Genomic DNA, 13,963 nt, shown 5'->3' with positions numbered 1-13,963 from the left:
GTTAACCTTCAACAGTTAACTTAGTCATTTTATCCCCTTGTTTAATGGAATTTACAACATCCATTCCAGAGATAACTTTACCAAAAACAGTGTGAACACCATCTAAATGAGGTTGTGGAGAATGAGTTATGAAAAATTGACTTCCACCAGTGTTTTTACCTGCATGAGCCATTGAAAGAGCACCAGTACCATGTTTATTTGGGTTACCTTCAGTTTCACAATCTATACAATATCCTGGTCCACCAGTACCGTTTCCTTCAGGACAACCTCCTTGAATAACAAAATCTGGGAGTACTCTGTGGAAAGTAAGACCATCATAAAAACCTTTGTTAATTAAATCTACAAAGTTTTTAACAGTATTTGGAGCATCTTTTTCAAATAATTCTAATTCTATTGTACCTTTATTAGTTTCCATAATTACTTTTTTCATTTTATCACGTTTTTAAAAATATAAATATTATCAAATATATATTTTATTATAATATTAAATTAACTTTTAGGTGTTTTAAATGAATACAAAAGAAATCAAAAAAACTGAAGAAGAATACTTTATTAATACATTCTCTAGACAACCAATTGTCTTAGATAAAGGCCATGGTGCAACAGTGTATGATAAAGATGGAAATAAATACACAGACTTCTTTGCAGGAATAGCTGTAAATAATCTAGGCCATACCCACCCAAAAGTTGTAGAAGCTATAAAAACACAATCAGAAAAATTAATTCACATATCAAACATTTATTATAATGAACCTAATGTAATACTTGGTAAAAAATTAGTAGATTTAACTTGTTTAGATAAAATATTCTTTTCAAATAGTGGAGCTGAAGCAAATGAAGGTGCAATTAAATTAGCTATTAAATATACAGGTAAGACCGAAATAATAGCTATGAAAAACTCATTTCATGGAAGAACAATAGCTACTCTAACAGCAACAGGTCAAGACGCCTATAAAAAGGATTATTTAGAAAATTTACCTCATGGATTTAAACATGCTGAATTTGGAGACATTGAAAGTATTAAAAATCAAATAACTGATGAAACTGCAGCTATTATGATTGAACCTATTCAAGGTGAAGGTGGAGTAAATATTCCTAGTAAGGAATTTTATAAACAATTAAACAAATTATGTGAGGAAAAAGAAATTCTATTAATTCTTGATGAGGTTCAAACTGGATTTGGAAGATGCGGATCAATGTTTGCATATGAAATATTTGGAATAAAGCCAGATATTATGACACTTGCAAAAGCTATGGGCGGAGGAATGCCAATAGGAGCTATTTTAGCAAGTGATAAAGTAGCTAGTGCCTTTTCACCTGGTGATCATGGTACAACTTTTGGTGGAGGGCCATTTGTCTCTGCAGTAGCTAATGCTGCAATTGATGCAATAATTGAAGAAAATTTAGTAAATGAGTCTAAAGAAAAAGGAGAATACTTTAAAGATAAACTTTTAAAGTTAAAAGATAAACATTCTAAAATTAAAGAAGTTCGTGGAATGGGCCTTATGATTGGAATAGAGCTAAAAGAACCTTGTTCTGCATTAGTAAATAAGTTAAGAGAAAAAGGATTTTTAGTTAATTGTACTGCTGGATCTGTTTTAAGATTTTTACCACCACTTGTAATTAGTAAAAAAGAAATAGATGCATTAATTAAAGTTTTAAATGGAGTATTAGAATGATATGTCAAAAATGTGGATATAGAAATTCAAATGAAGCTTCATTTTGTGAAAAGTGCGGAACTCCTTTAAAACAAACAGTTCAAACTACAAAAGAAAATAATAACAGCTTATATATAGCAATAATAGCTATCTTCATTGTAATTGGAATTATTGGAGCAGGAGCTATTATAGCTTTTTCTGGAAATAATTCTAATATAGGAGGAAGTAGTGAAGTTACCGAGCTTGCATCATATGATAAAGGTTTTCCAGTATCAAGAGCTCCTGATTTAGCATCTGCAATTTTAAGCTCAGGAGATTTTCAAACCATAAGTTTTGATTCTGTACAACTTACAAAATATCAATGTTTGTATATTTTATCAAAATCTATTACTATGATAAGTTCTGCTCAAGATGGAAATATACCAATTAAAAGCTTTTCAAGCGCTCCTAATCCTTATGGAAGAATACATTCTGGAACAATAGCTAAAAGTAATTATTTAGATATGGCCCAAAGAACTGGAACTTGGTTTGATAATAATGGAATTGCTCCTAATTATGTTGGAATTTATACACCTGGAGCAAACGATGTCTCACCAAGTACTATGCTTAGAATTTTAGCTAAAGCTTTAGTTGAATATAAATCAACTGGACAGTTACCATCAACAGTTTCATTTTAAGGTGATAATATGGATTTACCCTATGGATTAACAATGAGAGGATTATTAAAAAAAGATGAAAAAATTTTACTTCTTAGAAGGCCTTTAAAGTGTAGAACGAATCCTGGTTGCTGGGAATTACCAGGAGGAAAAGTTGACAGCGGAGAATTTTTCGATGAAGCATTAGTTAGAGAGCTTAAAGAAGAAATTAATTTAGATATTACAATTGGAAAGTTGATTGGAGCAGTTCAAGAAGATTTTTCACATAAAAGAACTGTTGTAATTATAATGGAAGTTAAGTCTGAATCTTATGATGTAAAAATTAGTGATGAACACATTGATTGGATGTGGGCATCTTTAGATGAATTTAAAGATTTAAAACTTTCTAGTTCTTTAATATCATTACTTGAAGAAAAAAATTATAAATTATAGATAATAAAAATTATTAAAGGAGATATTTTATGGATTTAAATATAAAAACAAATGAAAAAAATCATTTAGAAATTGGTGGAGTAGATGCTGTAGAAATAGCTAAAGAATTTGGAACTCCTACTTATGTAATTGATGAAGATAGAATAAGAGACAATTATAAAAGATTTTATTCTGCATTTAGTAAATATTATCCAGATTTTAAAGTTTTTTATGCATGTAAAGCTAATACAAACATAGCTGTTTTAAAAATACTTGAAGAGGAAGGATCATGTATTGATGCTGTTTCTCCAGGTGAAGTATATATCTCTAAAAAATTAGGTTTCACAGGAAATCGAATTTTATTTACTGGAAATAATATTAAAGATAGTGAACTTAAAGAAGTTTCTGATGCAGGAGTAATTTTAAATATTGATTCTGTGTCTGCTTTAAAAAGATTAGCTAAACTTATAAATCCTGAAAATGTAAAAATATCATTTAGAGTAAATCCTATGGTTGGTGCAGGTCATCACGACCATTGTATTACTGGAGGCGTAATGAGTAAATTTGGTATAATGGACTCAGAAGCTGTTGAAGTATATAAATTAGCAAAAGAATTAGGTTTTAATCCTGTTGGTATGCATTCTCATATTGGCTCTGGAATATTAGATCCTGAACCATTTAAACTAGCAATTGAATCTACTATGGATATAGCAGGTAAAGTTCATAAAGAAGCTGGAATTGAATTTGAATTTTTAGATTTTGGTGGAGGAATTGGAATACCTTATACTCCTGATGAAAAGCTATTAGATTTAGATAAATTTGCAGAAGAAAATATGAAATTGTTCAAAGCGAAACTTAAAGAATATGATATGGCAGAACCTACTTTATATTTAGAACCTGGTCGTTATTTAGTTGGAGATGCTGCAGTATTACTTACTGAAGTAAACAGTATAAAACAAAGCTATAGAAAATTTATTGGAATTGATGCTGGATTTAATACTTTACTTAGACCTGCAATGTATGATTCATATCATCATATGGTAATTGCAAATAAGATGGATGAAGAAGATGTAGAAGAAGTTGATGTAGCTGGAAATGTATGTGAATCAGGAGATTTATTTGCAAGAGATAGACCGCTTCCAAAAGTTGAAGAAGGAGATATTTTAGCTATTTTAAATGCTGGAGCTTATTCATTTACTATGGCATCAAATTATAATACCCGTCCTCTTCCGAAAGAAGTTTTAATTAGTAATAAAAAAGCTATTGTTGTAAGAAAAGAACAAAGCTACGATGATATTTTCCAAAAACAAACTATGCCAGAACATTTAAAATAGGGATAAAAATGGATTTAAAAGGAATTAAATTTGGAAAATTACATGGTTTAGGAAATGACTATGTGATTATTGATGAAAGTAAAGGAGAAATCATTCCAGAAGATGAAAAAGCTGAAGTCTGTAGATTTTTAGGAGACAGACATTTTGGTGTTGGTAGTGATGGAATATTATTTGTATATCCATCTGATGAAGCTGATATAGGATATAGAATGTTTAATCCTGATGGATCAGAAGCTGAAATGTGTGGAAATGGAATTAGATGCTTTGGAAAATTCATTTATACAAAAGGCATTATAAAAAAAGATAAAATAGCTATTCAAACAAAAGATGGTATTAAAAATATGGATATAACTATTGAAAATGGTGAGCCAGTATTATTTAAAGTAGATATGGGCCTATCAAGATTTGATACATCTAAAATACCAATGAAATCTGAAAAACAAGAATTTTTAAATGAAGATTTTGAAATAAATGGTGAAACATTTAAATTGAGTGCTGTTAATGTTGGTAATCCTCATGCAATAATTATTGTAGATGATGTAGATTCAATAGATATTAATGAATATGGGCCAATAGTTGAATGTGATGTGAAATTCCCAGAAAAAATTAATGTTCATTTTGTAGAGATTAATTCTAAAGATGAAGCTCGTATGATCACATGGGAACGTGGAGCTGGTGTAACACTTGCTTGTGGAACAGGTGCAACAGGAACTGCAATTGTTGCTTATAAATTAGGATTATTAAATAAAAATATCTTATTACATCTACCTGGTGGAGATTTAATATTTAATATTTATGAAAAAGATGGTAAAATTGGTGCCTTTATGGAAGGCCCTGCAGAGTATGTATTTAATGGAGAATTTTAATTTATAAATATCCATTAATTAATACTATTTCTTCAAAAAAGAATCTTTCACTTTTAGCTATTTCTGATACAAAGCCTAATGAATCAAGTTTATCTAAAGTCTTTTCTGAATCTGAAAGTGAAGACTGAATTAGTTGGACTTTACCTTTATCATTTAAGTGATTTTTCACTTCATTTAAAAAAAGATCAATAACTTTTCGCCCATCTATGCCACCATCAAATGCATAATTTAAATCATCATCTAAAATTTCATCATCTGATGTAGGTAGATATGGCGTATTAAATAAAATTACATCAAACTTTCTATTTTTTACAGGTTCAAATAAATCTCCATATAAAACTTCAATATTTTCAATTCCATTAATTTTAAAATTTTCTTCTGCAAGTTCAATTGCATTATAATTAATATCTGTAACTGCAACTTTATCAGTTAATTTTGATGCATACATAGCTACAATACCAGAACCTGTACCAATTTCTAAGACAGTATCATCTGGTGAGATTTCTAAATTTTCTGCAAGTAAAAATGAATCCTCAGCAGGTTCATAAACCATTTCACTAGTATTTAATTTAAATTTATCCATTATTTTCACTTTTTATAATATAATCTAAATGTTTAGATAAATATAATATATCTTCAGGATATGTTCCAACAACTTTTTGAGATAATAAATCATTAAGCTTTTTAGATGTAATTTCATTTAAGATTTCTTTAATTTCTTTTTTATCTTTATAACCTAGAACATGTCTTGAATCAATTAAAGCATTTCTTAATTTTTTGTTTTTATGTTGAAAAAGAGCTTTTGTAAAAATACCATAATTATTATAATCATCTTTAGAGATTTCTTCTATATCAATAGCTGGAGATAATCTAACAAGTGCAGAATCTACTTTAGGTTTTGGAAAAAAAGATTCTTTAGAAATATTAGTTAAAAATTCAATATCAGATTTAAAATGAAGCATAGCTGCAAGTCTAGAATAATTTTTAGTTGATACATCAGCTATCATTCTGTTTACAAATTCTTTTTGATACATTAAAATAGCTAAATCAAAATCATAATCTAAAAATTTAAAAGTTATTGGTGAAGAGATTTGATAAGGTAAATTTGAAACAATTTTATTAAAATAAGGAAAATCTATATCTAATGCATCAGCGTTTATAATTTCAACATTATCAAGATCTTTTAAATTCTCAGATAAAATATTAAAAATAGTAGGATCTTGCTCAATAGCTATTACTTTTTTAGCTTTTGAGGCGATATCACGAGTTAAAGTTCCAATTCCTGGACCAATTTCTAAAACGATGTCTTTATTATCAAGATATGCAAAATCAAGAATTTGTTTTCTTTTATTTTCATCAATTAAATAATGTTGACCGAGTTTTTTATTTAATTTGATATTATGTTTTTTTAGAATTTCTTTTGTTTTTTTAGCTAAAGAATAGCTATTTTTATTATCCAAAGAATCCCTCAAATATTATCTTCTCTTTTCTATGTTTTTCCTAGGAATAGGAGTGAATAAATAATATTTTTTCTTACCTTTTTTAGCTGAAGTGTTATCAAGCTCTTGTTTGATACGTTTAACTAACATTTCAACAGGATCTGGAAATGAAGGAACTCTACTTCTTATATCTTCAAAGCTATCAAAAGGTTTTTGTTTTCTTGCATCTAAAAGTGCATCCCTATGTTTTTTACCAACACCAGGAAGAAGCTCTAATTTATGAAGTCTAGTGTTTAAAGGACCAACAGTGTTGAAATACTCTACATATTTATCTTCTTGTGATAAAATAATCTCTTTAATAGCATAATCTATTTCGATTCTAGCTGTAGCAGTTAAGTTTTCAAAATCTAATTTTCCTAAAATTCTGTTGATTTTTTCTCTTTTACCTTTACCAATATAGACTTTATCGTGAATTTCTAAGCTTACTCCTTCTTTAGGGCTAAGTTCTAATAAAGTAAAATTTTCAGTTCCCATAACTTGAGCGACAGGTTTACCACGGAATTTAGACATATCAGAATTTACATAACCCAGACTAAGGTAATCTAAGACTACTGCGCAATCTTCTTTTTTATTATGAGATTGTCTTTCTTTATTGTTTTTTTCCATACTATCAGCTCTTTTGTAAAATTTAAATGAAATTTTTATTTTAAAAATAATTATTCTAAAGTATCGTACTTATCTAATATTTTTAAAATTTCTTCCATATCTTCTTTTTTAATAGGGATTTGTTCTTTAGCAAAAATTAATCTTAAATCTGCTAAATCTTCAGGAATTAAATCAACTACACGTACTGCATATTTGGTTTTAATAATTCCTTCAAGTTCTTTAACTATTTTTTCTGTATCTTCAAGTGAAAATTGCCTGAAACGTGAAACATGATTTAAAGTAATATTTTGCTCATAATTAAGTTCATTATTTTCAGAAAAATCTTCAAGTATTGCCTTTACCTTAGCTGCAGGAATAGGCTCACTATCTAATATTTCTTTACCAATCATGAAAATCACTCTTGCATTTTCAAATGATCAGGTCTAACGATTAACTCTTTAGCTTTATTTCCATCGTTTAAAGCTAAAATATAAGCTTTACCTTTTGATCCAATAACCTTAGCGGTTTTACCATGGAATCTAGGGTGTGGTTGACCTTTTTGAATACTTGGGTCAATAATAATATGAACTAAATCATCAGCTTCAAATCTTTGGAGTTTTTTAGTAATAGGGTTAGTTCTACCTTCTCTAAAGACTTTTGTCATTTTTTTTCTTGATTTACTTTTAAATCCTCTTGATCTTTTCATTTAAATAACCTCTGTAATTTTAAATTATAAATTTAACTTATTAATAGCTATAAGAACTTTTAAAGTGTTATTACTTAAAAAAATGTGTTTAACTTTTAATAAATTAATTAATCATTATGTTAAAATTTGATGAATATCATCAAAGATAATAATATAATTTTTCTATAAAGGTATTAATAAACTTATGTTTTTTATAAAATTAGAATTTTATTAAAAAATGAATTTTTTAAAATTTCTTTAAATAGTGTGCTTTTTTCATAAGAATTATTTTTCACTAACTTCAATAACATCTAACTGAGCACAAACACATCCAACATCTAATAAATCAGCTATACTTGGTTTGGTTCTTTCACCATCACCAGAAATTAATTCTTTAATATATAATCCCCCTTCAGTTTTAACAATTATTTCAAATTGCTTTGAATCAATAACATTAGCTTCTATATTTTTAACATGTTTAGCTCTAACTTTTTTAGCTCTTCTGTGTTCTACTCTTAAAGGTGTAAATTGTTCTATTTTATCTAAAGATTTTAGTTTTTCTAACTTTTCAATGTCATAATCTTCTTCACAAACAACTAATGCTCTATAAACTTTAAATGTATCAGGTGATGAGACTTTAATTTCTGCTTTTCTATTTCTTTTTACAAATTTTAAATTGTGATAAGCAGTTTTTCCTTCATTTTCCGTGTTTATTTCCTTTTCAAGTAATGATAAATCTAAATTCCTAACTTTAGGCTCTTTAATTTCAAGTACAAATGGTCTGCCAGAACCTAACATTTTAACATCAATGTCTTCTCTACCTGCACCATGAAATTTAGCTTCATAACCTTTACTTTCTTTTAAAAATCTTTCAGAAATTAACTCTTCAACAGACATGACATATTGTTTACCTGTATCATTGCATTCATCACAACCTCTACCTTTACATTTTCTACATGGCCATTTAGTTTGAGGAATACCTCTAATAAATTTATTATATTTACCTTCAATAAAAATAGGATTAATTTGAACTCTTACATTAACTTTATCTTCTAAAAACTTTTTAAAATCAATATTAATTACAATATCTTGAGAATCAAATTCTACTTCCTTTTTAAAATGATTTTCAAGTAGCTTACCAATTTCTCTATTTAATTCCTTCTTAAGTGGTTCAACTTCAAAATCAAAAGTTTCATCTAATGTCTCATCATTTTCAATAATATCTTTTGATAGCATTGATCCAACTAAAAATGTTTCAAATTCTATACCTAAATAATTAATTTTATTATCAATTTTTTCAATTAAATCTTCATTAATTTGATTAAAAATATCATTACATATTGGACATTGATTTTGAGGATTATCTAATTTTAAATTTTTTCTAATTTCTTCTCCTCTTTTTAAATTGCCATCTAAATCTAATACATCTGAGAATTTACGGCCTAGACAATGATTACAGATATTATTATCTGTTGAATCAATTAACTTTTGAGCTTTTTTTAAAATTTCTGTTTTCATGTTATCATTTCATGAATTGGTTCATCATACGGTTCATTGAACCTCCACCCATACGGCCATGTTTTCCAAGTCCTTTCATAGCCTTTTTAGCATTGTTATAATACTTTAAAAGATCTTTAACATCAGCCTCATCAACACCAGCACCTCTAGAAATTCTCATAATTCTAGATTGCTTGATAAGTTTAGGGTTTTCCATTTCTTCTTTAGTCATTGAAGACATTATGACTTTATATGAACCGATTTTATCTTCTGTGAGTTTTGTTGCTTCTTTAGGAATTTTACCTCCTAAACCTGGAATCATGTTTAATACCTGTTGCATTGGACCCATTTTTTTCATCATATCAAACTGATTTCTCATATCCATAAGTGTAAATTTACCACTCATCATTGCATTCATTGTCTTTTCAGCTAAATCTTCATCAATGTTTTCTTCAGCCTTTTCAATTAATGATTGGATATCTCCCATACCAAGTAATCTTGAAATAAATCTTTTAGGATCAAATAGTTCAAAATCATCAATACGTTCACCAGTTCCAATAAACTTAATAGGTGCTCCAGTTTCTGCAACTGCAGATAAAGCTCCTCCACCTTTTGCAGAACCATCTAATTTTGAAATAATAATAGAACCAATATCTGTAGCTTTTGAAAATGCTTTAGCTTGTTCACCAGCTTGTTGACCTATTGTTCCATCAATAACTAAAATAGCTTCACTAGGCTCAACAATTTTATCTAACTGATTCATCTCATTTAAAAGGTCAGATTCTTCTTTATGTCTACCTGCTGTATCAAAAATAATTACTTTTTTATTTCTAAATTCTTTAAGACCTTTTTCTGCTAAATCTAGAGCATCTTTATTATTAGGATCTCCATAAAGAGGTATTTGCATTTCTTCAGTTAATTGTTTTAATTGTTCATATGCTGCTGGTCTCCATGTATCAGTACATACAACAGCTGGATTTAAACCCTTTTTTTGAAGATATCTACATAGCTTACCAATAGTAGTTGTTTTACCACTACCTTGTAAACCTAAAAATAAAATTTTAAATGGTTTTTCATTAATATCAAGCTCAGCAGTTTCGTTGCCAAGAAGATTAACCATTTCTTCGTAGATAATAGTTATAACATATTCTCTAGGAGTAATACCTTTAGGAGGTTCTTCATCAAGAGCTCTTGTTTCAATTTTTTTAGATAACTCCATAACCAATTTAATATTTACATCTGATTGGATTAAAGCCCTTTGTATATCCTTTACAACTTCTTTAATTGTTTTTTTATCAATAACAGTCATGCCCACTAATTTTTTCATTGTATTAGTGAGATTTTCACCTAAGCTTCCAAGCATCTTATCACACGGTTTTATATTTTAAGAAAAATAAAAATATATTAATTACAATTATATTAGTTTTTGATATTATATAAAAATGAATGTGGTAAGATGTTAAGTGAAACAAAAAAATCTTTAGAAAACTCCCCAATTGTAAAAAAAGGAGAATATAATTACTTTGTTAATCCTATTAGTGATGGAATTCCACAAATGGAGCCAAAAATATTACGAGAAATAACAAGTGTGATAAAAAAATATGTAAATACTGATGTTGATAAAATTGTAGCTATTGAAGCAATGGGAATACATTTAGCTACAGCTCTTTCACTTGACTTGGACATACCATTTGTAGTTATTAGAAAAAGAGAATATGGCCTTGAAGGAGAAAAAGTAGTTAGTCAAAAAACAGGTTACGGCGAATCTAAATTATATATTAATGATTTAAAAAAAGGAGATAAGATTCTCTTAATTGATGATGTTGTAAGTACTGGTGGAACATTTATAGCTACACTTAAAGCATTAAAAGAAATGGGTGTTGAAATTGTCTCTCCCATTGGTGTAATTGATAAAGGTAATGGTAAAGAGATTGTTGAAAAGGAACTAGAAATGGATATCATCTCACTTGTTAAAATTGATGTAATTGATGGTAAGGTTGTAATTGAATCAACAATAGAAGATTAAAATGACATTATATAATATGGATGTAAAAAGAGTTATAAAAAAAATAAACTCTTTAAATGCTAAGACTATAGGATTACAATTTCCTGAAGGATTAAAAACACAAGCTATTGAAATAGCTAAAACACTTGAGAAGGAAACTGGAACTATTGTTGTAATATCAGGAGATCCATGTTTTGGAGCATGTGATGTAAGTGATTTGAAAATGGAAGATATTGTAGATTTAATTGTTCATTATGGTCATACTCCTTTACCACTACATTATAAAATTCCTGTTTTATTTATAGAAGCATATGCAAATATTGATATTAAAAAAACTGTTGGAAAAAGTTTAGATTTACTTGAAGATTTCTCAAAAATTGCACTTGTTACAACAACACAACATTTAAATCAATTAGATGAAATTAAAGATTACTTAGAAGATAATGGTAAAGAAGTTGTATTTGGTTCATCTAAAAATACAAGAAAAGGCCAAGTTTTAGGATGTAATTTTTCATCTATAAAAAATCTAGATGCAGAAATATACTTATTTATTGGAAGTGGGAATTTTCATCCATTAGGAATATATTTATTTACAAAAGCTCCAGTTTTATCAATTGACCCATATAATGATGAAATAAAAGAAATGAGTGATTATGCAGATAAAATTTTAAGAATAAGATTTGCAAGAATTACAAAAGCTCGTGAAGTTAAAAAATGGGGAATACTCGTATCATCTAAAGAAGGCCAATATAGAATGAAACTCGCTAAAGATTTAAAAAAGCTACTTGAAGATTCTAATCATGAAGCTTATATTCTTTTAGTTGATAATATAAATCCTGATGTTTTACTACCTTATATGGATTTAGAAGGCTTTGTTGTTACAGCTTGTCCTAGAATAGCTATTGATGATTCTCAAATGTATAAAAAACCTGTAATAACACCTAAAGAATTAGAAATTGTTTTAAATAAAAGAGAATGGAAAGATTATCAGTTGGATGAAATCTTATTCCATGAAAGATATGATTAAATTCTTTTTTAAATTCCTTATTTTTAATAGCTATTATATAAAAAACATAATTATATATATAAAAATCTTATAAATTTATAACATTAATAAAATTTTTTCTAATTGGTGCTAAAAATGAAAGTTGAAAGTGGAGATTTCGTGATGCCTGGTGATTTTCTAGGAATAATAGAACAATTTTTACCAGGAGACGGAACATATGATGATGAAGGAAATATTAAATCAAATATTATTGGTAATGTTTCCATAGAAAATAAAAAAATCTCTGTTATTGCAAAAACAGATGAACCATCAATTTTAAAAATTAATGATAAAATTTATGCTCAAGTATCTGATTTAAGAGGTCAAAGAGCACTTATTAATATTAATAATATCAAAGACATAGACAGACAATTAGCTCTTCCTTATTTAGGAGCTATCCATATTTCTCAAGTTAAAAAAGGATATTTAGAAAAATTAACTGATGCTTTTAGAATTGGAGATATTATTGAAGCAGAAGTTGTTAAAATAACTGGAGATAGTGTTGATTTAAATACTTTCGATGGAGAATGTGGTGTTGTTAAAGCTATGTGTACTCGTTGCAGGTCTTATATGAAAACCACCCCACAAGAAAATGAACTTGAATGTGAAAACTGTGGTAAAAAAGAAAGACGAGAAATATCAAATAATTATGTTAATTAAAAGATGATAAAATGGATCCTATAGAAGTTAACTCAGAACAGACATTAGAACTTGAATTAGTAGCTCATGGTGAAAGCCATGGTGTATGTAATGCTTTAAGAAGTCTTTTAATGGAAGATAAAGACGTTGAATATGCAGTTTATAGTATTGATCACCCTCTTATTGGTGAGCCTATAATGACTATTAAAACTAAAAGAGGAAAACGTCCTAGAAAAGTACTCTCAAAAGCATCAAAAACTCTTAAGAAAGATACTGAAGAGTTTAAAAAATTAGTTGAAAAAATTTAGATATGCAAGATTATAAAAAACCATCAATTACTGTAGATGTTGTAATTTTAAATAAAAATAAGGAATTTATTTTAATTAAAAGAAAGAACAGTCCATATAAAAATTACTGGGCAATACCTGGTGGTTTTGTAGAATATGGAGAAACTGTTGAGAGAGCAGCTATTCGCGAGATGAAAGAAGAAACTAATATTGATGTTGATTTAGAAAACATTATTGGAGTTTATTCTGATCCTGATAGAGATCCTCGTGGACATACAATTACAGTAGTTTTTTATGGTTTTGGTAATATTAAAAATATGAAAGCAGACAGTGATGCAAAAGACATTGATATTTTTTCATACGATGATTTAGATAATATAACCTTAGCATTTGATCATGAAAAAATATTAAAAGATGCTTTTAACTTATTATAAAAATTAAATACTCATATAAAATTGTTTGGAGATATAATATGGAATTTTGTCCAGAATGTGGTGGGATGCTACTTCCTGATGCAGATAAATTAAAATGTAAATGCGGATTCAGTAAAAGCTTATCTGGTACTGACGGATATGAAGTATCTGAGAAAATTGAAAGTAAAGATAATGTTATTATGAAAGGAGAGGAAATCTCTACTCTTCCAACAACAAATGCAACTTGTCCTAAATGTGGTCATGACAAAGCTGAATGGTGGTTGCAACAAACCAGAAGTGCTGATGAAGCAGAAACTCGTTTTTTAAGATGTGTATCTTGTAAAAACACCTGGAGAGAATACGATTAAATAATAGGAGACCCT

Annotated in this window: 19 protein-coding genes; 11 read left to right on the top strand and 8 right to left on the bottom strand. The window is 28.1% G+C overall.

Features of this window, described 5'->3' with window-relative positions:
- Window position 1 precedes the first annotated feature (1 nt).
- A complete protein-coding gene (locus tag ACA134_RS00235; RefSeq protein ID WP_409200190.1) occupies window positions 2–430 on the bottom strand; it encodes a peptidylprolyl isomerase in 429 nt (142 codons plus the stop codon).
- A 79-nt stretch (window positions 431–509) separates the two neighbouring features.
- On the opposite strand from ACA134_RS00235, the gene ACA134_RS00230 reads away from it, so the two are divergent.
- From ACA134_RS00230 to dapF, 5 genes are read left to right on the top strand one after another with little or no spacing between them, the layout of a single operon-like run.
- Entirely contained in the window at window positions 510–1,679 is a 1,170-nt protein-coding gene (locus ACA134_RS00230) for an aspartate aminotransferase family protein (protein WP_409200189.1), read from the top strand.
- Complete coding sequence (locus tag ACA134_RS00225; RefSeq protein WP_409200188.1) at window positions 1,676–2,335, top strand: zinc-ribbon domain-containing protein; 660 nt, start codon at window positions 1,676–1,678, stop codon at window positions 2,333–2,335. Before ACA134_RS00230 ends, ACA134_RS00225 begins: the two co-directional genes overlap by 4 nt.
- 9 nt (window positions 2,336–2,344) lie before the next feature.
- Window positions 2,345–2,746, top strand: a complete 402-nt coding sequence (locus ACA134_RS00220) for an NUDIX domain-containing protein (protein ID WP_409200187.1) — start codon at window positions 2,345–2,347, stop codon at window positions 2,744–2,746.
- A gap of 29 nt (window positions 2,747–2,775) precedes the next feature.
- On the top strand, window positions 2,776–4,059 hold the full coding sequence (lysA, locus tag ACA134_RS00215) for a diaminopimelate decarboxylase (protein ID WP_409200186.1): 1,284 nt from the start codon (window positions 2,776–2,778) through the stop codon (window positions 4,057–4,059).
- 8 nt (window positions 4,060–4,067) lie between these two features.
- Window positions 4,068–4,925, top strand: coding sequence for a diaminopimelate epimerase (gene dapF, locus ACA134_RS00210; RefSeq protein ID WP_409200185.1), 858 nt, complete (start codon window positions 4,068–4,070; stop codon window positions 4,923–4,925).
- 1 nt (window position 4,926) lies between these two features.
- Here dapF and ACA134_RS00205 read toward each other — a convergent pair whose 3' ends face one another.
- From ACA134_RS00205 to ACA134_RS00175, 7 genes are all read right to left on the bottom strand, one after another.
- Window positions 4,927–5,508, bottom strand: a complete 582-nt coding sequence (locus ACA134_RS00205; RefSeq protein ID WP_409200184.1) for a HemK2/MTQ2 family protein methyltransferase — start codon at window positions 5,506–5,508, stop codon at window positions 4,927–4,929.
- A complete protein-coding gene (rsmA, locus tag ACA134_RS00200; RefSeq protein WP_409200183.1) occupies window positions 5,501–6,385 on the bottom strand; it encodes a 16S rRNA (adenine(1518)-N(6)/adenine(1519)-N(6))-dimethyltransferase RsmA in 885 nt (294 codons plus the stop codon). Before rsmA ends, ACA134_RS00205 begins: the two co-directional genes overlap by 8 nt.
- A gap of 15 nt (window positions 6,386–6,400) precedes the next feature.
- Window positions 6,401–7,030 (bottom strand): DUF655 domain-containing protein, encoded by a 630-nt coding sequence (locus ACA134_RS00195; RefSeq protein WP_409200182.1) that lies wholly within the window; start codon window positions 7,028–7,030, stop codon window positions 6,401–6,403.
- 50 nt (window positions 7,031–7,080) lie between these two features.
- Entirely contained in the window at window positions 7,081–7,419 is a 339-nt protein-coding gene (locus ACA134_RS00190) for an RNA polymerase Rpb4 family protein (RefSeq protein WP_409200181.1), read from the bottom strand.
- A 5-nt stretch (window positions 7,420–7,424) separates the two neighbouring features.
- Window positions 7,425–7,715 (bottom strand): 50S ribosomal protein L21e, encoded by a 291-nt coding sequence (locus ACA134_RS00185; protein WP_409200180.1) that lies wholly within the window; start codon window positions 7,713–7,715, stop codon window positions 7,425–7,427.
- 264 nt (window positions 7,716–7,979) lie between these two features.
- A complete protein-coding gene (locus tag ACA134_RS00180) occupies window positions 7,980–9,212 on the bottom strand; it encodes a tRNA pseudouridine(54/55) synthase Pus10 (protein ID WP_409200179.1) in 1,233 nt (410 codons plus the stop codon).
- A gap of 4 nt (window positions 9,213–9,216) precedes the next feature.
- Window positions 9,217–10,554, bottom strand: a complete 1,338-nt coding sequence (locus tag ACA134_RS00175; RefSeq protein WP_409200178.1) for a signal recognition particle protein Srp54 — start codon at window positions 10,552–10,554, stop codon at window positions 9,217–9,219.
- Between the two features lie 93 nt (window positions 10,555–10,647).
- Between ACA134_RS00175 and hpt the strand changes: the two genes are divergently transcribed.
- The 6 genes from hpt to ACA134_RS00145 all read left to right on the top strand — a co-directional run bounded on the left by hpt (window position 10,648) and on the right by ACA134_RS00145 (window position 13,948).
- On the top strand, window positions 10,648–11,217 hold the full coding sequence (gene hpt, locus ACA134_RS00170) for a hypoxanthine/guanine phosphoribosyltransferase (protein WP_409200177.1): 570 nt from the start codon (window positions 10,648–10,650) through the stop codon (window positions 11,215–11,217).
- Window position 11,218: 1 nt separating this feature from the next.
- Window positions 11,219–12,223 carry a diphthamide biosynthesis enzyme Dph2 gene (gene dph2 / locus ACA134_RS00165; protein ID WP_409200176.1) on the top strand — a complete coding sequence of 335 codons (1,005 nt, stop codon included), beginning with the start codon at window positions 11,219–11,221 and terminating at the stop codon, window positions 12,221–12,223.
- 114 nt (window positions 12,224–12,337) lie between these two features.
- The gene (locus ACA134_RS00160; RefSeq protein ID WP_409200175.1) at window positions 12,338–12,901 is read left to right on the top strand and encodes an exosome complex RNA-binding protein Csl4; all 564 of its coding nucleotides are present in this window, start codon (window positions 12,338–12,340) and stop codon (window positions 12,899–12,901) included.
- 11 nt (window positions 12,902–12,912) lie between these two features.
- Window positions 12,913–13,188, top strand: a complete 276-nt coding sequence (locus tag ACA134_RS00155; RefSeq protein ID WP_409200174.1) for a DNA-directed RNA polymerase subunit L — start codon at window positions 12,913–12,915, stop codon at window positions 13,186–13,188.
- A 2-nt stretch (window positions 13,189–13,190) separates the two neighbouring features.
- Window positions 13,191–13,601 (top strand): NUDIX domain-containing protein, encoded by a 411-nt coding sequence (locus ACA134_RS00150; protein WP_409200173.1) that lies wholly within the window; start codon window positions 13,191–13,193, stop codon window positions 13,599–13,601.
- Window positions 13,602–13,639: 38 nt separating this feature from the next.
- Window positions 13,640–13,948: a transcription factor S gene (locus ACA134_RS00145; RefSeq protein WP_409200172.1), complete on the top strand. Its 309-nt coding sequence runs from the start codon at window positions 13,640–13,642 to the stop codon at window positions 13,946–13,948.
- The last annotated feature ends 15 nt before the right edge of the window (window positions 13,949–13,963 follow it).

The organism is Methanobrevibacter sp. DSM 116169 (assembly GCF_046197865.1).
GTDB lineage: Archaea > Methanobacteriota > Methanobacteria > Methanobacteriales > Methanobacteriaceae > JAHKLT01.
Note: the sequence above shows the minus strand (reverse complement) of the source record. Positions and strands in the feature narration are given on the sequence as shown.